Origin of the sequence: Streptomyces sp. NBC_01428 (assembly GCF_036231965.1) — a bacterium.
Lineage (GTDB): Bacteria > Actinomycetota > Actinomycetes > Streptomycetales > Streptomycetaceae > Streptomyces.
Genome location: NZ_CP109499.1, coordinates 1,353,869 through 1,373,249, shown reverse-complemented (window position 1 = coordinate 1,373,249; position 19,381 = coordinate 1,353,869). Strand labels below are relative to the sequence as shown.

General features: G+C 70.6%; 18 protein-coding genes. 13 read left to right on the top strand and 5 right to left on the bottom strand.

Annotated elements, in window-relative coordinates; all coding sequences use genetic code 11:
- The first annotated feature begins 121 nt into the window (after nucleotides 1-121).
- The 5 genes from OG406_RS05970 to OG406_RS05950 all read left to right on the top strand — a co-directional run bounded on the left by OG406_RS05970 (nucleotide 122) and on the right by OG406_RS05950 (nucleotide 2,516).
- Nucleotides 122-715, top strand: coding sequence for a TetR/AcrR family transcriptional regulator (locus tag OG406_RS05970; protein ID WP_329184508.1), 594 nt, complete (start codon nucleotides 122-124; stop codon nucleotides 713-715).
- 188 nt (nucleotides 716-903) lie between these two features.
- On the top strand, nucleotides 904-1,068 hold the full coding sequence (gene rpmG / locus OG406_RS05965; RefSeq protein ID WP_164372232.1) for a 50S ribosomal protein L33: 165 nt from the start codon (nucleotides 904-906) through the stop codon (nucleotides 1,066-1,068).
- 76 nt (nucleotides 1,069-1,144) lie between these two features.
- Entirely contained in the window at nucleotides 1,145-1,405 is a 261-nt protein-coding gene (locus OG406_RS05960) for a type B 50S ribosomal protein L31 (protein ID WP_164372233.1), read from the top strand.
- 40 nt (nucleotides 1,406-1,445) lie between these two features.
- Nucleotides 1,446-1,568 carry a type B 50S ribosomal protein L36 gene (gene ykgO, locus OG406_RS05955; RefSeq protein ID WP_081220789.1) on the top strand — a complete coding sequence of 41 codons (123 nt, stop codon included), beginning with the start codon at nucleotides 1,446-1,448 and terminating at the stop codon, nucleotides 1,566-1,568.
- A 345-nt stretch (nucleotides 1,569-1,913) separates the two neighbouring features.
- Nucleotides 1,914-2,516: a GOLPH3/VPS74 family protein gene (locus OG406_RS05950; protein WP_164372234.1), complete on the top strand. Its 603-nt coding sequence runs from the start codon at nucleotides 1,914-1,916 to the stop codon at nucleotides 2,514-2,516.
- An 80-nt stretch (nucleotides 2,517-2,596) separates the two neighbouring features.
- Here the strand turns inward: OG406_RS05950 and OG406_RS05945 are convergent, their stop codons facing one another.
- Nucleotides 2,597-3,751 (bottom strand): hypothetical protein, encoded by a 1,155-nt coding sequence (locus OG406_RS05945; RefSeq protein ID WP_267049273.1) that lies wholly within the window; start codon nucleotides 3,749-3,751, stop codon nucleotides 2,597-2,599.
- A 553-nt stretch (nucleotides 3,752-4,304) separates the two neighbouring features.
- Between OG406_RS05945 and OG406_RS05940 the strand changes: the two genes are divergently transcribed.
- Genes OG406_RS05940 through OG406_RS05930 form a run of 3 tightly spaced genes read left to right on the top strand, consistent with a single transcriptional unit; the run spans nucleotide 4,305 to nucleotide 7,485 of the window.
- Nucleotides 4,305-5,615 carry an ABC transporter substrate-binding protein gene (locus OG406_RS05940; RefSeq protein ID WP_267049274.1) on the top strand — a complete coding sequence of 437 codons (1,311 nt, stop codon included), beginning with the start codon at nucleotides 4,305-4,307 and terminating at the stop codon, nucleotides 5,613-5,615.
- On the top strand, nucleotides 5,612-6,592 hold the full coding sequence (locus tag OG406_RS05935) for a carbohydrate ABC transporter permease (RefSeq protein ID WP_164372236.1): 981 nt from the start codon (nucleotides 5,612-5,614) through the stop codon (nucleotides 6,590-6,592). Before OG406_RS05940 ends, OG406_RS05935 begins: the two co-directional genes overlap by 4 nt.
- Nucleotides 6,589-7,485 carry a carbohydrate ABC transporter permease gene (locus OG406_RS05930; protein WP_164372237.1) on the top strand — a complete coding sequence of 299 codons (897 nt, stop codon included), beginning with the start codon at nucleotides 6,589-6,591 and terminating at the stop codon, nucleotides 7,483-7,485. The genes OG406_RS05935 and OG406_RS05930 overlap by 4 nt, the downstream gene beginning before the upstream one ends.
- A 72-nt stretch (nucleotides 7,486-7,557) precedes the next feature.
- On the opposite strand, the gene OG406_RS05925 is transcribed toward OG406_RS05930, so the two are convergent.
- From OG406_RS05925 to OG406_RS05915, 3 genes are all read right to left on the bottom strand, one after another.
- On the bottom strand, nucleotides 7,558-7,926 hold the full coding sequence (locus OG406_RS05925; RefSeq protein WP_081221963.1) for a low affinity iron permease family protein: 369 nt from the start codon (nucleotides 7,924-7,926) through the stop codon (nucleotides 7,558-7,560).
- A 2-nt stretch (nucleotides 7,927-7,928) separates the two neighbouring features.
- A complete protein-coding gene (locus OG406_RS05920; RefSeq protein WP_164372238.1) occupies nucleotides 7,929-8,108 on the bottom strand; it encodes a CsbD family protein in 180 nt (59 codons plus the stop codon).
- A gap of 489 nt (nucleotides 8,109-8,597) precedes the next feature.
- Nucleotides 8,598-9,155 carry a DUF5709 domain-containing protein gene (locus OG406_RS05915; protein ID WP_329184497.1) on the bottom strand — a complete coding sequence of 186 codons (558 nt, stop codon included), beginning with the start codon at nucleotides 9,153-9,155 and terminating at the stop codon, nucleotides 8,598-8,600.
- A gap of 216 nt (nucleotides 9,156-9,371) precedes the next feature.
- Here OG406_RS05915 and OG406_RS05910 point away from each other — a divergent pair, with 216 nt between their 5' ends.
- From OG406_RS05910 to OG406_RS05890, 5 genes are all read left to right on the top strand, one after another.
- Nucleotides 9,372-9,545, top strand: a complete 174-nt coding sequence (locus OG406_RS05910; RefSeq protein WP_267049275.1) for a CsbD family protein — start codon at nucleotides 9,372-9,374, stop codon at nucleotides 9,543-9,545.
- A 253-nt stretch (nucleotides 9,546-9,798) separates the two neighbouring features.
- A complete protein-coding gene (locus tag OG406_RS05905) occupies nucleotides 9,799-11,322 on the top strand; it encodes an MFS transporter (RefSeq protein ID WP_406379640.1) in 1,524 nt (507 codons plus the stop codon).
- A gap of 491 nt (nucleotides 11,323-11,813) precedes the next feature.
- Nucleotides 11,814-14,087 (top strand): M4 family metallopeptidase, encoded by a 2,274-nt coding sequence (locus OG406_RS05900; RefSeq protein WP_329184495.1) that lies wholly within the window; start codon nucleotides 11,814-11,816, stop codon nucleotides 14,085-14,087.
- 107 nt (nucleotides 14,088-14,194) lie between these two features.
- The gene (locus OG406_RS05895) at nucleotides 14,195-15,883 is read left to right on the top strand and encodes a tetratricopeptide repeat protein (protein ID WP_329184492.1); all 1,689 of its coding nucleotides are present in this window, start codon (nucleotides 14,195-14,197) and stop codon (nucleotides 15,881-15,883) included.
- 378 nt (nucleotides 15,884-16,261) lie between these two features.
- Nucleotides 16,262-18,805, top strand: a complete 2,544-nt coding sequence (locus OG406_RS05890) for a discoidin domain-containing protein (protein WP_329184490.1) — start codon at nucleotides 16,262-16,264, stop codon at nucleotides 18,803-18,805.
- Nucleotides 18,806-18,988: 183 nt separating this feature from the next.
- Here the strand turns inward: OG406_RS05890 and OG406_RS05885 are convergent, their stop codons facing one another.
- Nucleotides 18,989-19,345 (bottom strand): hypothetical protein, encoded by a 357-nt coding sequence (locus tag OG406_RS05885; protein ID WP_239155293.1) that lies wholly within the window; start codon nucleotides 19,343-19,345, stop codon nucleotides 18,989-18,991.
- Nucleotides 19,346-19,381: the final 36 nt, after the last annotated feature.

Here is a 19,381-nt window from a genome sequence, read left to right as displayed (position 1 = left end):
GAGCCGTCCCCGGACCTCGGCGCAGGGGGCGGCCGACCATCACGGACAGGGCGGCCATGACGGGGACGGGCATGGCGGCGGAGTGGGCGCACCCGCCCGGAACAGGAAGGTGGACGTATTCATGCCGACCGGAGTGGCCTTGCGCGACGCCCGTGAGCAGCTCTTCGCCGCGGCCGAGCGGATCCTGCTGCGTGAGGGGCCGAACGCGCTGACCAGCCGTGCGGTGACGGCCGAGGCGGGTTGCGCCAAGGGTGTCCTGCACCGGCATTTCGCCGACTTCGACGACTTCCTCGCGGAGTTGGTGCGGGACCGGATCGCTCTCATCGGTGAACAGGCGGGCGTCCTGCGCGAGACAGCCGGAACGGCCGCCGTGGCCGACCGGCTGACCGCCGCGCTGGCCGACGTGTTCGGTCCCCTCGCCCTCGGCATGCTGGGTCTCGTCGCCGCCCGGGACGCGCTGCGTGCCCGGCTGCGGCTCACCACTCCCGTGGGGCTGCCCGTGCTGACGGAGGCCGGCGCCATGATCGCCTCCTATCTGCGCGCCGAGCGCGATCTGGGCCGTATCGCGCCCGAAGCGGACACCGACACGCTCGCGCTCACCCTGATCGGGACGGGCCACCTCCTCTTCGCGGGCAGGGAGGACGCGAGGCCCGATGCGGAGGCCGTCCGCCGGATGGTGAACTCGGTCCTCGCCGGCGTCCTGCGCGAAGGCTGAGGCTCCGCGCGCGGGCGATCGCGGGCGATCGCGTGTGCCCGGTGCCCGGTGCCCGACGTCCGGTTTCGTCCGTTTCGAGAGCCCCGACGCGCGTCGGGAATGCGGACGCGGGGTGCGCTGTTACAGCTCACGTAACTGATTGGCATGCGCGAGTCAAGGCTCGTGCATGGTGGGCGAAGGAGGACCTCATGGCACGCAGCACCGCACGCCCCGTCGTCACGCTGAGGTCGACGGCCGGCACCGGCGCCACGTACGTGACGCGCAAGAACCGCGGGAACGACCCCGACAGGCTCGTCCTGCGCAAGTACGACCCGCAGGCGGGCAGGCACGTCGCGTTCCGCGAGGAGCGCTGACCGCACGTCGGCCACGCCCGGCAGGGGTGGCCGACGTCCGTAGGGACCGACCTGCCGCCATCGAGGAGGGAACCCCATGAGGACCGACATTCATCCCGTATCCCGTCCGGTCGTCTTCCGGGACCGTGCCGCGGACGTCGCGTTCCTGACGCGCTCGACCGCGGACTCGGCGAAGACGATCGAGTGGGAGGACGGCGTGGTCTACCCCGTCATCGACGTCGAGACCTCGTCGGCGAGCCACCCGTTCTACACCGGGACCTCACGGGTCCTGGACACCGCCGGCCGGGTGGAGCGCTTCGAGCGCCGCTACGGCCGCGCCGCGGCGAACCGGACCTGAGTCCAGAGTCCGTCGCGTTCGGCAGGAGGAGAGTCCGACCATGAAGGTACGCAATTCACTTCGCTCCCTGAAGTCCAAGCCCGGCGCCCAGGTGGTGCGCAGGCGGGGCGTGGTCTTCGTCGTGAACAAGAAGAACCCGCGTCTCAAGGCCCGCCAGGGCTGACGGGCGTCGGGGGAACACATCCGGCCCGGCTCACGCGTCCGCGTGGGCCGGGCCGGGCGCGTGTGCGGGACCCCGCTGTCCCGGCGGACACCGCCGCAGGCGGCCCGGGCCTGCGGGTCCGGCGCCCCCTGCGGCGCCGCGGCCGGGAAGGGGTCCCCGTACGGCGCCCCGCCGACCTGCCCGTCCGGCCCGCGGCTCACGGCTCCCGGACCTCCCTGGCGTTACGATCACGACTGTGACGTGCCCTTCCCCGGCGACCGGATCGCCGGCGGACGGTGGGGCGCGGACGACGGGAACCGATGCGTGAGGGTCGCGCCGGGCGCAGAACTCCGAGGGGAGCCGTTCGTGACCACGGCCAGGGACTTGTTCGTCATCACGATGGACAGGGAGTCGGACCGTCCGGTGGGACAGGGGGATCTGTCGCTCGCCCTCGCCGGGGCCGAGGTGATCGATCTCGTCGGCGCCGGGGCTCTCGTGCTGGAGGGCGACCTGATGGTGCCGAAGTCCGGCGCCGCGACGGACGACCGGCTGCTGGACGAGGCGGCGGCGAAGCTCAGCCACGACGCGCCGTACGAGCGGGTCGAGGACTGGCTCTGGCGCCGGGGCAGGGACCTGGCGGGGGCCTACCAGAGCGACCTCGAACAGTCGGGGCAGCTCGTCCGGCAGAAGCGGGGCCGGCTGTCGCTCAAGGGGGAGCGCATGGAACTGGCGGACTCGCCGGCCCGCACCCGTGCCCTGCACCGCTGGGCGGCCGACGAGCCCGTCCTCCTCGCCCTGGCGGAGGTCGTCGGGATTCCCGTCGAGCAGCCCGAGGACACGCCGGCCGTGGTCGACGAGGGCGTCACGACCGTGCTCGTCGCCGTGCACGACGCGGTGATGGAGCTGGAGGCCGTCCGTCAGCGGCGGTCCATCGAGAAGGCGGCCTTCGCCAACATCTGGCGAGGCTGAAGGACCTCCGCGGAGATCGCGCGGGTTCGACGAGGCTGAGGACCTGTCGCCGGGCCCCGCCCGGGCAGGGGCCCGCCCGCTCAGCCGGACTCGCGGGCCCGGTGCACGCTCTCACGCGCCTCCTGGAGCTGCGCCTCGACCCGGGGTGCGCGCCGGGCGCGCAGCGTGTCGGAGACCCGCTGCAGGGTCTTCGTCAGGGGGTTCCTCTCCTGCCCTTCGGCGGCGGCGCGGACGGCGGACGCCGCGTCACGGAACTCCTCCATCTCGGCGAGCGCCGCGTGGGCCAGCTCGGTCGCCTCGCGGTACAGGTCGCGTGACGTCGTCATGGCGTCGAGGGCCTCGGCGTAGGAGGCGGCCTGCGCCCGCGCCTTGGCCAGCTCCTCCTCCAGCGTCAGCAGACGCCAGTCCTCACGGAGCTCGGTCAGGGCGGCGGCCGCGTCGTCGGGCAGCGGCCAGGGCAGCGCGGCGAAGCGCAGCACCTTGTCCAGGAGCTCCGTCGGTTCGGAGCCGTCGAGGAAGACGCTCCGTACGCTGAAGTCCTCCTGGTCGTAGCCGAGCCGCGCCGGTGTGCCGGAGAGGATGACGGCCCCGCCGCGCGGTACGGACGCGGCGAGATCACCGAGGGCCCAGTTGACCGCGTGGTACTGCTCCGGCGTGGCGCGGTGCTCCACGACGCGGTGCCGCAGTCCCGGCGGCAGCCGCCGGACCAGGGGGACCAGCCCGTCGCGGTCGGGCGTCATGGCCTCGTGGACGACGACGTTGATGCTCCAGCTCTGCCGTCCGCTGTCCTTGATCAGCCGGCGCAGCGCCGCGTCGTCCTTCGGCAGCGGGTTGATGTCCTGCAGCAGAAGGCCGGCCGCGGCGTCGCGGTCCCAGGCGATGTGGCTCCCGGCGGGCCAGAACACGTCGGCGGGGGAGGCCCACGCCAGCTCCCAGGGCCGCTCGGCCTCGGCCGCCAGCGTCCAGTGCCGGTCGCCGTCCACCTCCTCGCGCCCGTCGGTGACGAGCCGTGCCCGGACCGTGACGCCGTCGGCGACGAACCAGCGGGCCTCGAAGACGTGACCGCCCGGTGTCGAGGCGCTCTCCGTCTCCAGGAAGTCCTGGATCCGCTCGCTGTTCTTCAGTGACCGCAGATGCTCCCGGACAGCGTTCTGCGGGGCGGGGCCGGTGTGGCGCCCGGCGGCCAGCCAGACGGTGTCCGGCGCGGTGGGACGGTCTGTGGAGGACTTCGGCATGAGTCACTTTGCTGGTGGGGTGTGGTGTGCCTTCCCAGTATGGTCACCTCGGACCATGATCCGGGGACGTGGCCCCCTCGGGGATCACGGACCTCCGCCCTCGCGTGAATATGTGCGGTTTGCGGCGCGTCGAGGTTTTTCCGTTCGGGCCGGTGGGCGCGGAGCGGCCGATGGCCGGTCGCGGGCGGACCGGGGGAGCGGGTCGGCGGCTCGGGGTGGACGGGTGGGGAGTCGCCGGGGCGGCTTTTGGGCGGGTGGCTGCGGAGGGCGTGGCGGCCCGGGTCCAGGGCCCGGCTGTGTCCAATTCCCGTCCGCCGCTGTTGACTTATGGTCACCTTCGTTGGGGAAGTCGACAACTTCCTTGACCGTTAGAGTGGTTGACGTCCAGGTGTGTCGGTCACGTTTCGGGCACGTGAGGTGCGGGGTCTTGACGACGATGGTGACATCCGGCTGTCATTACGCCCACGTTGTTCGGTCGAGTTGGTTTTTGATCGATTTTCCGGCCTCCGGGCCGGTCGTCCTCCCTGACCGAACCCTGCCCACAGGAGCCGTCATGCACCTTCACCTCCCGGGTTCGTCCGCCCCGACTCCCAGCCGCCGCACGCTGCTCCGAGGAATCGGCGGCGCGGCAGCGCTCGGCGCCGGCATACCCCTGCTCAGCGCCTGCGGTGACAGCGGCAGCTCGGCCGACCCCAAGACGGTCACGCTCGGCTCCAACGCCTCGGACGCGGTGCCGAAGAAGGCCTTCGCCGAGATCTACGCGGCGTTCAAGAAGCAGTCCGGCCTCACGGTCGACGTGAACACGAAGGACCACAACACCTTCCAGGAGCAGATCAACTCCTACCTCCAGGGCACCCCGGACGACGTGTTCAACTGGTTCGCCGGCTACCGCATGCAGTTCTTCGCGTCCAAGAAGCTCGCCTCGCCCATCGACGACGTGTGGGACAAGATCGGCGGCAACTTCCCGGACGCCATGAAGAAGCTCAGCAAGGGCCAGGACGGCAAGTACTACTTCGTGCCCCTCTACACGTATCCCTGGGCGATCTTCTACCGCAAGAGCGTCTTCCAGCAGCACGGCTACGAAGTCCCCACCACCTGGGACCAGTTGGTCGCCCTCTGCAAGAAGATGAAGAAGGACGGCCTCGTCCCGATCGCGTTCGCCGACAAGGACGCCTGGCCGGCGATGGGCACCTTCGACCAGATCAACTTCCGCCTCAACGGCTACGACTTCCACGTCGAGCTGATGGGCGGCAAGGCCTCCTGGACCGACCCGAAGGTCAAGGCCGTCTTCGACCACTGGGCCGAGCTGCTCCCGTACCACCAGGACGGCTTCATGGGCCGCACCTGGCAGGACGCGGCCCAGACCATGGTGGCCAAGAAGGCGGGCATGTACCTCCTCGGCTCCTTCGTGGCCCAGCAGTTCACGAACAAGGCCGACCTCGACGACCTCGACTTCTTCGCCTTCCCCGAGATGAACCCGGCCTACGGGCAGGACACGGTGGAGGCGCCCACCGACGGCTTCATGGTCAGCAAGGCCCCGAAGAACCACAGCGGAGTCGTCAAGCTCCTCGAGTACCTCGGGACTCCCGCCGCCGAGCAGATCTACCTCAAGGCCGACTCCAGCGTGGTCGCCGCCTCCTCCAAGGCCGACACCTCCTCGTACAGCGCGCTGCAGAAGAAGGCCTACGAGATGATCAGCGGCGCCAAGAGCCTCACCCAGTTCATGGACCGCGACTCCCGCCCGGACTTCACCTCGACGGTGATGCAGCCCGGTCTGCAGAAGTTCCTCCAGAACCCCAAGGGCGTCGACGGTCTGCTGTCCTCGATCGAGCGCCAGAAGAAGACGATCTTCGCCTCCGCATGACCGCCGAGACCGACACGAAGACCCCGGAGGCCGCCGCCGTGCCGCCTCCGGGGCCCGCGCACGAGCAGAAGGCGGCCCCGCGAGGGCGCCGGCGTCTGCTGACCCGCCGTGACCGCATCACGCTCGCCCTCATGGCGGGCGTGCCCACGGTCCTGCACGTGGCCCTCGTCTGGGTCACCGCCTTCGCCTCGATCGCCCTCGCCTTCACCACCTGGGACGGCATCGGCTTCGACTCCATCAAGTGGGTGGGCCTGGACAACTTCCGGGAGCTGTTCACCAACAACCCGCAGTTCTGGCCCGCCGTCCAGCACAACATCATCTGGTTCGTCGTGCTCATCCTGGTCCCGACCCCGATGGGCCTGTTCCTCGCGGTGCAGCTCGACAAGCGGATCCGGTTCAGCCGCGTCTACCAGACGGCGTTCTTCCTCCCGGTCGTCGTCTCGCTGGCCGTCACCGGCTTCGTCTGGCAGCTCGTCTACAACCCCGACACGGGCCTGATCAACAGCCTCGTGGGGGCCAACAAGCCCGGCCACTACATCGACTGGATCGGCGACCCGCACCTCAACCTGTGGGCCGTGCTCATCGCCGCGTCCTGGCGGCACACCGGCTACATGATGATCCTCTACCTGGCCGGCCTGAAGGGCGTCGACCCCTCGCTGCGCGAGGCCTCGGCACTCGACGGCGCGAACGAGTGGCAGACGTTCAAGAGCGTCATCTTCCCGACGCTGCGGCCCACCAACACCGTCGTCCTCGTCGTCACGATCATCGAGGCGCTGCGCGCCTTCGACCTGGTCTTCGTCTTCAACAAGGGCGCCCAGGGCACCGAGTTGCTGTCGATCCTGATCACCAACAACATCATCGGTGAGTCCAGCCGGATCGGCTACGGCTCCGCGATCGCCGTCGTCCTGCTGGTCATCTCCCTCGCGGTCATCATCCCGTACCTGATCGCGACCTTCCGGAAGGAGCGGCGCGCATGAGCACCCCGACCGCCGCGCTCGACCGGCAGCGGCCCCGGCCCCCGGTCCGCCCGGCCCGTGTCCTGCTGCACGTGTTCCTCGTCGTCACGTCGCTGGCCTGGCTCGCCCCGCTGCTGTGGGCGATGTTCGCGGCCCTGCGCCCGTACGGGGAGACCAGCGAGAAGGGATACGTGTCCTGGCCGGACACGCTGAGCCTCGACAACTTCAAGAACGCGTTCCAGCAGTCCGACATGACGCACTACTTCGTCAACACGCTCGTCATCGCGGTCCCGGCCGTGCTGCTGACGCTGCTGCTGTCGTCGATGGTCGCGTTCTACGTCAGCCGCTTCGACTTCCGGCTCAACGTGTTCCTGCTGCTGGTGTTCACCGCGGGCAACCTGCTGCCCCAGCAGGTCATCATCACCCCGCTGTACCGGATGTACCTGCTCGTCGACCTGCCCGGCATCACGGCGAGCGGCAAGCTCTACGACTCCGCGCTCGGCCTGGTGCTCATCCACGTGGCGTTCCAGTCGGGGTTCTGCGCCTTCGTGCTGAGCAACTACATGCGCATGCTTCCGGACGAACTCACCGAGGCCGCCCTGGTCGACGGCGCCTCGGTGTGGCGGATGTACTGGCAGATCGTGCTGCCGCTGTGCAAACCGGCGATGGCGGCCCTGGCCACGCTGCTGTCCATCTGGATCTACAACGACTTCTTCTGGGCCATCGTCCTCATCTCGACCGGGGAGAACATGCCGATCACCTCGGCCCTGAACAACCTCTCCGGGCAGTACTTCACCGACCCCAACCTGGTGGCGGCGGGCGCCCTGCTCACCGCGATCCCGACGCTGATCGTGTACTTCGCGCTCCAGCGCCAGTTCGTCAGCGGCCTGACCCTCGGCGCCAACAAGGGCTGAGACAGGAGCACGTCGTACGAGGGGCCCCGCACAGCGTCTGTGCGGGGCCCCTCGTACGACGTCTTCGGTGTCTCAGGTCTCGTCCTCCATGCGGATCACGCTCCTGAGGTTCTTGTGGGCCGTGCCGGGTGCGCCCTCCTGCGCCTCCAGCAGTGCCGCGGCGATGGCGTCCAGTTTGCGCTGGAGGGCCCGCTCACCCCGCAGCTCGGAGTTCTTCAGAAGGGCGAGGAGCAGCAGCGTCACCGTCGTCATCGCGTCACCGGCGAGCAGCAGCCACTCCAGGGAGAGCCCGGCGAAGTGCACGGCGATCGTGAGCGACACCAGCACGACGCAGATCGCGAAGAAGACCGGCGAGCTGGTGAAGCGCGACGCGGACTCGGCGAGCCGCTCGAACCTGCCGCGGTCGTCGCCGCCGCGGTCGGCGGGATGCTGGAGAACCATGGTCAGCGCTTGGTCCACTTGCGCACGCGGTCCGACGCCGTCTGCGTCATCTCCTGCGCCTTGCCGCGCAGTTGCTCACGGCGCCCGGCGCGTTGCACGGACGGGTCGCCCATGGCCTTCCCGACGGACTCGGTCACCTTGCCCTTGAGCTGTCTCACCTTCGCGTTGCCCTTGAACCTCATCGTCGTCGTCCTCTCTGGGGCTCCGTGCCGCGCTGCGGCGTTACCCACCGTCTGGCCCGCGGACGGCCGCGCAAACCGGCCGCTGTCCGGTTCTCGCGGGCAACGGCCGGGTTTCTCCGCGCCGCCAGCGGGGACCCGGTAGGGAAAGCCCAGAGCCGCAGGGAAGTCCGGTCCCGAACGGGCCCAACACAGAAGGAAGATGAGCGTCGTGACCGCGGACAGCAGGAGCACGAGCAGGAGCAGGACCATCATTCGGACCGAGACGGAGTGGGCCGAGACGCGCCGTCGGGGGAGTGGTCCGCGGACCTGCGTTGCCGCGACCACCGAGCGGACGGCCCGCCAGGAGCGGTCCGGCCCCGAGGGGAACATAGTCCGCGGCGAGGACTGACCGCCGCCGGCACCCGGGCTTCGTACGACGAGGGCGCGGACCCCGCACAGGGGTTCGCGCCCTCGTGTCGTGCGCGGGCCGAGACGAGCCGGCGGGACGGATCAGGGAGCGGCGTCGGTCTCGGAACGCAGTCGGCGGATCTCGTCCCGCTGAGCCTGACGGAGGTCCTCGTCCGCCGCGTCCTCGGGAACGTCGTCCGGGACCAGATGGACGGCCGCCTCCTCCGCGGAGGCCGCGGCGCCGTCGATCCCGACGTCCTCGGCGAGCATGTCGTCCTCGGCGTCCGCCAGGGCGTCACCGTCGTACGACACGAGGCGGCCGGCGCGGTCCGTGCCCACCTCGTCGTCCAGCGGTTCGCCGTCCCCGCCCTCCAGATCGCCCACGCCGTCGTCGTCGGGCTCCTCCAGCGCGGGGTCCAGACGCTCCTCGGCGAGCCGCTCGTCGAGCGTCTCCCCTTCACGCTGTTCACGCTCCGTGGTGCCCTGGTGCTCCACCCCGAGCGGGCGCTCGGGCGGAGACCACCCCTCGTCGTAGGGGTCGGCACCCCGGTCCTCCAGCGTGTCCTCCGCGTCCAGGATGCCCTCGTCCTCGCGGTCGTCGAGGCCCTCCGGCTGGTAGACCTCGTCACCCATGGTGTCGTCCTCGCTCTGGCTGCCCATGTCGTCAGCGACCTCCCGGATGGTTCGATGTGTGTCATCGCCCCGCGTACCCAGGCTCGCCCAGCCCACCCGTTCCGGCACCCCGGAACGGCACGACGACACGCAGAGTGACCGAACGGCCAAGGGTGATCCGAGGGTTTCACGTTTGATCCAGGCCCGGGCGGTCACCCGACGTCCCAGCAGCTGATGTCGATCCTGATGGGGAAGTGAGCAGTTGTGGCTGGTGACCAGAAGGCCAAGGCCAAGATGGAACAGGCCAAGGGCAAGACCAAGGAGGCCGCCGGGCGCGCCGTGGGCAACGAGCGGATGACCGCCGAGGGCCGCGCCGAGAAGGCGAAGGGCGACGCACGCCAGGCCAAGGAGAAGACGAAGGACGCCTTCAAGCACTGACGCCGGGACGGCTTCCGGCGCCGGGCCGCGCGACGGTCGCCCGGTGATCGGCCGGAACCGACGCGGCCGTCGGGCCGAACGCGGTGGGGCCCGTTCCTCGGAACGGGCCCCACCGGCGTGTGTCCGGCGAAGGCAGTGATCCGGTCCGCCGTGCCGGCGTGGTGGGGTCGGGACCGGCCGTCCGCGCCGTTCGTGTTGCCGGACGGCCGCGCGTACCGAAGATGGTGGTGAGCGGCGGAGAGGAGCCCCCGGCGTGGGAGCGCGGCACACGCAGGCAGACGGAGGACGCGGAGACAGTTCGAAGGGGGCGGCCGAGGGAGCCGATCCGCGGCGCTGGCACGCCCTGTGGGTGACGCTGGCCGCCGGGTTCATGAGCCTTCTCGACGTCACGATCGTCGCCGTCGCCCTGCCCTCCATGCAACGGGACCTGCACGCCTCGGCCCCGTCCATCCAATGGGTGGTCTCCGGTTACGCCCTCACCTTCGCCCTGGTCCTCGTCACCGCCGGACGGCTCGGTGACGCGATCGGCCGGCGGCGGATCTTCCTGTGGGCCCTCGCCGCGTTCGTCCTGTGCAGTGCCTGGGCGGGCGCCGCACCGAACATCACCTGGCTCATCGTGGCCCGGCTCGCTCAGGGTGTGGCGGCCGGCTGCCTCGCGCCGCAGAACTCCGCTCTCATCCAGCAGATGTTCCGCGGAGCCGAGCGCGGACGGGCCTTCGGCCTCTTCGGCGCCACGGTCGGCATCTCCAGCGCGGTCGGCCCCGTCGTCGGCGGGCTCATCCTGAAACTCGCGGACGGCCCCGACGGCTGGCGCTGGATCTTCTACGTGAACGTGCCCGTCGGCGCCGTGGCCTTCCTGCTGGGGGTGCGCATGCTGCCCAAGGTCGCCCGGAGGCGCCGGGAACGGCTCGACCTTCCGGGCGTGCTGCTGCTCGGCGGCGGGGTGCTCGCGATGATGCTGCCGCTGGTGATGGCGGAGTCGGGTGGCGTACGGAAACGATGGTGGCTCTTCCTCGTCGGGCTGATCCTGCTGGTGGCGTTCGCCCGCTGGGAGCGGCGCCTCGCGGCGCGCGACGGGCAGCCGCTGCTGGACCCCCGCCTGGTGACCGGCACGCGGGGCTATGCGGCCGGAGCCTCCATCGCGGCACTGTACTTCGTGGGGTTCAGCGGGGTGTGGCTGGTGTTCGCCCTGTACTTCCAGAACGGCGAGCACTTCTCCCCGCTGCGCTCGGGGCTCGCCGTGACGCCGTTCGCCGTGGGTTCGGCCGCGGCGGCCGTGATCGCCGGACGGCTGGTGGAGCGGTTCGGGCGGCTGCTGACGGTCTGCGGCCTCGCCGGCGTCGCCCTCGGACTCGGCGGTGCCGTACTGATCCTGCGCTTCGGCTCCGCGGACAGTGCCGTCTGGTGGGCGGCGCCCGCCCTGTTCGTCGGCGGCCTGGGCAGCGGCTGCGTGATCTCGCCCAACGTCACGATGACCCTGCGGGACGTGCCCGTACGGATGGCGGGAGCGGCCGGCGGCGCCCTGCAGACGGCGCAGCGCCTGGGCGGCGCCGTCGGGACGGCCGCCCTGCCGGGCCTCTTCTACATGGTGCTCGGCACGGAGCACCACGACTACCGCTCCGCCGTCGCCATCGCCGTGGGATCGGGGACGCTGGCCATCCTCTGCGCGTTCGCGCTCGCCGTGTACGACTGGCTGCGCGACCGCAAACCCGATCAGGACCAGCCGCCCTGCCCGCCCGAGTGGTCCCACGGCCACACGCACGCGAGTCAGCCCTGAGAGGAAGACCGCAGGGCGCCGCGTGACCATCGCTCGGACCGGCCGGTGCGGGGTCCGGCGCACTTCCGCGCCAGGCGCCGGTCCGGCGCCGTCACCCGCGGCCGGAACCCGTCGCCCGGTCCCTCGCGACGACGGCCCCGCTCACAGCGGACGCACAGCCTCCGAAAGGGTCGTGCGCGGGTGACGAACGCCCGGTGAGCCGTGGTCAATTCCAGCCGTTGTCTTGTCATCTCCATGACAAGGCAGTCGGGCTGATGTCACTCTGCTGGCGAACGTTCACGCTTCGTTCACACCCTCACGTCTCTCGCCCCCACCGCCATCCCCCACCCGTGCCTCGCGCACCCTCACGCTCCACGCGCCGCCGAAACCGCGTGTGTCCTCGTGCGGTCCGTCGTGCGGCGCTCCTTCCCGCCCTCGCCCCCGGACCGGCCTCACCCGCCGGCCCGGCAGCCCGGGCGCCCCCCGGGCCACCCCCGCAGAAGGAGACGACCTTGAACGGGAACCATGGTTCCGCGCGTCGACGCAGACGTGCCGGCGCCCTCGCCCTCACCACCGCCGGCTCGTTGCTCGCCCTCGCCCTCCAGGGCTCCGCGTCCGCCGCCCCGGCGGACCCCGGCCCCGCCACCACGCGGATCACCGCCGAACCCCGGGCGGCGGTCGCCCAGGTCCCGCTGTCGCCCGCCAGGCGCACGACCCTCGTCAAGAACGCCACGGCCGAGGCGGGCGCCACCGCGCGCCGGCTCGGACTCGGCACCCGGGAGAAGCTCGTCGTCAAGGACGTGGTCCAGGACGCCGACGGCACGACCCACACGCGGTACGAGCGGACGTTCGCCGGACTCCCGGTGCTCGGCGGCGACCTGGTCGTCCACCTGAAGGACGGCCGGACCACCGTGTCCGAGGCCACCCGCTCCACCATCACGGTGCCGAGCACCACACCCCGCAGGTCCGCCGCCGACGCCAGGGCGAAGGCCCTCGCCGTGAGCAGGAAGGCGGCCGTCGGACGTCCCGCCGTGGACGCGGCGCCGCGGCTCGTCGTGTGGGCCGCCGAGGGCCGGCCCGTGCTGGCCTGGGAGTCCGTCGTCGAAGGGGTCCAGCACGACGGGACGCCGAGCGCGCTGCACGTCGTCACCGACGCCGCCACCGGCAAGGTCGCCTCCCGGTACGAGGACGTCCACACGGGCACGGGCACCGGCCAGTTCAGCGGCACGGTCCCCCTCTCCACCACGCCCTCCGGCTCCTCGTACCAACTCGTCGACGCGGACCGGGCGGGCCACCGCACCTACGACCTCAACCAGGGGACGACCGGCACCGGGACGCTCTACACCGACGACAACGATGTCTGGGGCGACGGAACCCAGAGCGACCGGCAGACCGCCGGCGTCGACGTCGCGTACGGCGCCGCCGCGACCTGGGACTACTACAAGGACGTCTTCGGCCGCAACGGCATCCGCAACGACGGCGTCGCCGCCTACAGCCGGGCCCACTACGGCAACAACTACGTCAACGCGTTCTGGTCCGACAGCTGCTTCTGCATGACGTACGGCGACGGCGCGAGCAACACCCACCCCCTGACGGCGCTCGACGTGGCGGCCCACGAGATGAGCCACGGCGTCACCAGCGCCACCGCCAACCTGACCTACTCGGGAGAGTCCGGCGGCCTCAACGAGGCGACGTCGGACATCTTCGCCGCGGCCGTGGAGTTCCACTCCGACCTCGCGGCGGACGTGCCCGACTACCTCGTCGGCGAGAAGATCGACATCCGCGGCAACGGCACGCCGTTGCGGTACATGGACAAGCCCTCCAGGGACGGATCCTCCCGCGACTACTGGGACCCCTCGCTCGGCGGCCTCGACGTCCACTACTCCTCGGGCCCCGCGAACCACTTCTTCTACCTGCTCTCCGAGGGCAGCGGTGCCAAGACCGTCAACGGCGTCGCGTACGACAGCCCGACCGCCGACGGACTGCCGGTCACCGGCGTCGGTATCGAGAACGCCTCCCGCATCTGGTACCGCGCGCTGACCACGTACATGACGTCGACGACCGACTACGCGGGTGCCAGGGTCGCCACCCTCCGGGCCGCGGGCGACCTCTTCGGCGCCTACAGCGCCACCTACCTCGCCGTCGCCGACGCCTGGGCCGGCATCGACGTCGGTGACCGCGTCGCCCTGGGCGTCAACATCGCCCCGATAGCCGACCAGACCTCCGGGGTCGGCCAGGACGTCTCGCTCCAGGTCGACGCCTACACCACCAACGCCGACGCGAGCCTGAACTACACCGCCACCGGCCTGCCGGACGGCCTGACCATCAGCGCCGCCGGCCTGGTCTCCGGGGTCCCCACCACCACCGGGACCAGCGACACCACCGTCACCGTGACCGACAGCACCGGCGCCACCGTCTCGGTGAGCTTCACGTGGCGCGTCGCCTACGTCTACGCCAACAGCACCCGCGTGGACATCCCCGACCTGGGCGCGGCGGTCGAGTCGCCGGTCACCATCACCGGCCGCCCCGGCAACGCCTCGGCCACCACCGAGGTCTACGTCAACATCGTGCACACCTACCGGGGTGACCTGACGGTCGACCTGGTCGGCCCCGACGGCACCGTGTACTCGCTGCTGAACCGCAGCGGTGGCTCGGCCGACAACGTGGACCAGACGTTCACGGTGGACGCCTCGGCCCAGCCGGTCGACGGCACCTGGAAGCTGCGCGTCCGCGACCTCGCCTCCATCGACGTGGGCTACATCCAGCAGTGGCGGATCACGCCCTGACCCCATGCTCCACGCGGGCGTCCCGTCGCTTCGGCGGCGGGACGCTCCCCGGATGCCTCACGATGGAGAGGACGGCACCCTTTCGGCAGCAGTCTGAGGAGCGCGGGATGGACTACTACGACCTCGGCACCCACAGCCGTCCGGTGACGACCACGTCGCCCGAGGCGCAACGGTGGTTCGACCGCGGGCTGGTGTGGTCCTACGCCTTCCACCACGAGGAGGCCGTCTCCTGCTTCGAGGCCGCCGCGGCGGCCGATCCCGACTGCGCCATGGCGTACTGGGGCATCGCCTACGCCCTCGGGCCCAACTACAACAAGCCGTGGGAGTTCTTCGACGGCGACGACCTGAGCCGTACGGTCGAACGAACCCACGCCGCCGTGCGGTTCGCACGCGCGAAGTCGGAGACCGCGACCCCGGCCGAACAGGCCCTGATCGGCGCGCTGGAGCTGCGCTACCCGCGCGCGGAACCCGTCGAGGACTGCTCGGTGTGGAACGCGCCCTACGCGGACGCCATGCGCGCCGTGTACGAAGGCGCCCCCGACGACCTCGACATCGCCGCCCTCCACGCCGACGCGCTGATGAACCTCACCCCGTGGCAGCTGTGGGACCTGCGGACCGGCGAACCGGCCGAGGGCGCCCGGACGGCCGAGGCGAGGGCGGTACTGGAACGGGCGCTCGCCACGGAGGCGGGGGAGCGGCACCCCGGACTCCTGCACCTGTACATCCACCTCATGGAGATGTCTCCCACGCCCGAGACCGCGCTGCCCGTCGCGGACCGGCTGCGTGGACTCGTGCCGGACGCGGGGCATCTCCAGCACATGCCCACGCATCTGGACGTGCTGTGCGGCGACTACCGGCGGGTGGTGGCGGACAACGGCACCGCGATCGCCGCTGACGAGAAGTACCGTGCGCGGGCGGGCGCGATGAACTTCTACACCCTGTACCGCTCGCACAACTACCACTTCCGGATCTACGGAGCGATGTTCCTCGGCCGGTCGGCGATCGCCCTGGAGACCGCCGCGCAGCTCGAAGCCTCCATCCCCGACGAGCTGTTGCGTGTACAGAGCCCGCCGATGGCGGACTGGCTGGAGAGCTTCCTCGCCATGCGGGTCCACGTGCTGATCCGGTTCGGCCGCTGGGACGACATCCTGCGCCTGCCCCTGCCCGCCGACCCTCGGCTGCACTGCGTGACCACGGCGATGCTCCACTACGCGCGCGGTGTCGCCCTGTCCGCCACCGGCCGCGTCACCGAGGCGGAGACGGAGCGCGACCTGTTCGGCGAAGCGGTCACCCGTGTCCCCGAGACCCGCATGCTCTTCAACAACACCTGCGCGGACATCCTCGCCATCGCGTCGGAGATGCTCGACGGCGAACTGGCCTACCGCAAGGGCGACCACGACACCGCGTTCGCCGCGCTGGAGCGCTCGATCGCCCTGGACGACGGCCTTCCCTACGACGAGCCGTGGGGCTGGATGCAGCCCACCCGGCACGCCTACGGAGCCCTGCTGCTCGAACAGGGACGGGTGGCCGAGGCGGAAGCCGTCTACCGTGCCGACCTCGGCGTCGACGACACGCTGCCCCGCCCCTCCCAGCACCCCGGCAACGTCTGGGCCCTGCACGGCTTCCACGAGTGCCTGGTCAGGCTCGGCAGGACGGGGGAGGCGCAGATCGTGGGACAGCAGCTGAGGACGGCGCTCGCGCAGGCGGACGTACGGATCGAGGCGTCCTGCTTCTGCCGCCTGGAGACGTCGAAGACCACGCCCGCCACCGGCGCGGCGGACCACGACTGCTGCTGACGCGCCGTCACGCCTCCCTCGGAGAAGCCTCTTTCACAGGCCCCGGCACTGCCCCCGGCCTTGCGCGCAGGCGCGCCGGGCGCGGTCGTGCCTTCAAGCCTTGACGGGACGCCCGCCGCGCCCGGTCCGCCCTCGCCGTCTCCCTCCAGGTCACGTCCTTCGGGGCGGTTCACCGATCGGGCCGCTGTGAAAGCGAGTTGAAGAAACTCGCGTCACGGCTCTTGCCACCCCAATGGTTCATTACTTAAATCAAACCGTGAACTAAGCGCCTCCCAGGGCTGGTTCACGCTCATCGGTCGCACGGGGCAGAGCTCCCTCCTGCGTCCTCGTTCCCGTGCGTCCGCTCCGCTCGTCACCCCACCCGCATGGAGTCACGGCATGAAACTGAGATCCTTGGGTGTCGCGCTCGCCGCCATGGCCGCGCTCGTCACCCTGCCCCTGCAAAGCCCGGCCGCCGCGGCCGACCTGCCGCTGTCCCAGGGCAAGACGGCCACGTCGTCCTCGGACGAGAACGGGGGCACCGCGGCCGCCAACGCCGTCGACGGCAACACCGCCACCCGGTGGTCCTCCGCCGCCCTGGACACCCAGTGGCTCCAGGTCGACCTCGGCTCGTCGGCCACCATCACCAAGGTCGTCCTCAACTGGGAGGCCGCGTACGGCAGCGACTACAAGATCCAGACGTCCCCGGACGGGAATACCTGGACCGACATCAAGTCCGTGACCGGCGGCGACGGCGGCACCGACAGCCTCGACGTCTCCGGGCAGGGCCGGTACGTCCGCATGTACGGCGTCCACCGCGCCACCCAGTACGGCTACTCCCTCTGGGAGTTCCAGGTGTTCGGCAGCGGCGGCACCACCCCGCCCGCGGGCTGTGACACGGCCAACGCCGCCCAGGGCAAGACGGCGAGTGCCTCCTCGACCGAGAACGCCGGCACCCCGGCGTCGGCCGCGTTCGACGGCAACACCGGCACCCGCTGGGCCAGCGCCGCCTCCGACCCGCAGTGGATCCAGGTCGACCTCGGATCGTCCAAGGACCTGTGCCGCGTCGACCTCAACTGGGAGGCCGCGTACGGCAAGGCCTTCCAGATCCAGGCCTCCGCGGACGGGCAGAGCTGGACCACGCTCAAGTCCGTCACCGACGGCACCGCCGGCTCGACGTCCTACGACATCTCCGGCCAGGGCCGCTACGTGCGGATCAACGGGACGACCCGTGGCACCGGATACGGATACTCGCTCTGGGAGGTGGCCGTCCACACCGGTTCAGGCGGCGGCAGCGGACCCGTGCAGGGCGGCGGAGACCTCGGCCCCAACGTGATCGTCGTCGACCCCTCGACGCCCAACCTCCAGGCCAAGTTCGACCAGGTCTTCGCGCAGCAGGAGTCGAACCAGTTCGGCACCGGCCGCTACCAGTTCCTGATGAAGCCCGGCACCTACAACGGGATCAACGCCCAGGTCGGCTTCTACACCTCGGTCTCGGGCCTCGGCCTCAACCCCGACGACGTCCACATCAACGGTGACATCACCGTCGACGCGGGCTGGTTCAACGGCAACGCGACCCAGAACTTCTGGCGTTCGGCGGAGAACCTGTCGATCACGCCCTCCAACGGCACCGACCGGTGGGCGGTGGCCCAGGCGGCCCCCTTCCGCCGCATCCACGTGCAGGGCGGCCTCAACCTCGCGCCGAACGGCTATGGTTGGGCCTCCGGCGGCTACATCGCCGACTCCAAGATCGACGGCACGGTCGGCCCCTACTCCCAGCAGCAGTGGTACACCCGTGACAGCTCCGTCGGCGGCTGGACCAACGGCGTCTGGAACATGACGTTCTCCGGTGTGCAGGGAGCCCCGGCCACCAACTTCGACTCCGGCCCGTACACCACCCTGGACAACACCCCCGTCTCGCGCGAGAAGCCGTACCTCTACATGGACGGCAACGCGTACAAGGTGTTCGTGCCCTCCAAGCGCACCAACGCGCGCGGCGTCTCCTGGCCCAACACACCCGGTACGTCGCTCCCGCTGGACCAGTTCTACGTGGTCAAGCCCGGCGCGACCGCGGCGACCATCAACGCCGCCCTCGCCCAGGGCCTGAACCTGCTCTTCACCCCGGGCGTCTACCACCTCGACCAGACCATCAACGTGACCCGGGCGAACACCGTCGTCCTCGGCCTCGGTCTGGCGACCATCATTCCGGACAACGGCGTCGACGCCATGCACGTGGCGGACGTCGACGGAGTCAGGCTCGCCGGGTTCCTCATCGACGCCGGCCGGTCAAACTCCAACACCCTGCTGCAGATCGGCCCGGCCAACAGCTCCGCCGACCACGCGGCCAACCCCACCACCATGCAGGACGTGTTCGTGCGCATCGGTGGTGCCGGCCCCGGCCTCGCCACCAACTCCGTGGTGGTCAACAGCGACGACGTGGTCGTCGACCACACCTGGCTCTGGCGCGCCGACCACGGTGAAGGCGTCGGCTGGGAGACCAACCGGGCCGACTACGGCCTCGTGGTCAACGGCGACGACGTGCTCACCACCGGCCTGTTCGTCGAACACTTCAACAAGTACGACGTGCTGTGGAACGGCGAACGCGGGCGCACGATCTTCTTCCAGAACGAGAAGGCGTACGACGTGCCGAACTCCGCCGCCATCACCCATGACGGCATCGTCGGATACGCGGCCTACAAGGTCGCCGACTCCGTCAACGTGCACGAGGCATGGGGCATGGGAAGTTACTGCAACTTCACCTCGGACCCGTCCATCGTGCAGGCCCACGGCTTCCAGGTGCCGGTCAAGACAGGGATCAAGCTGCACGACATCCTGGTGATCTCCCTCGGCGGCAAGGGTCAGTACGCCCACGTCGTCAACAACACCGGTTCACCCACGTCGGGGACGGACACCGTTCCCTCGAAGATCACGCAGTTCCCGTGAGCGTGAGCGTGACTGCCTGATGGTCTGACGGCCGACGGCACGGCATGACAGGACGCGGGTGCCGGGTTCCCTCTCCGAGGAGGGAACCCGGCACCCGCATCGCTTTTTTCGCGCTTGGTGCAGCGGCCGACGCCGACGGCCGCACATCACCCACACGAGGGTGCGCTCCCGGCTCCGGATGTCTCAGAACGAGCGGCGGCGCAGCCGTCCCGGGCGGGCCGGCATCCTGTCCGGAACGGTGTCGAAGGGGTCGTCGTGCGCTCGGGCACCCTCGTGGTCGGGCGGACCGGCCGGCTCCACCAGAGCCGCGTGCGCCACGAGGCGGCGGGCCAGTTCCCGCGCCTCGGCCGGGGTGAGCGAGGCCCAGGCCCCGTGCTCGTCGCCCTGATCGGGCCCCACGTCCAGCGTGACGCGGCCGATCGGCCGGTCCGGGGAGAACAGCCGCAGTTCCTTCACGGCGATCCTTCGGCCGCAGGACGTCACCAGCGGCGTGTCGGCCGCCCTCGCCCCGTCCGCGCGCACCTGTCCGAACCTCGTCATCGCTCTCACGCCTTTCCACGAACAGTCCCGTCGGCC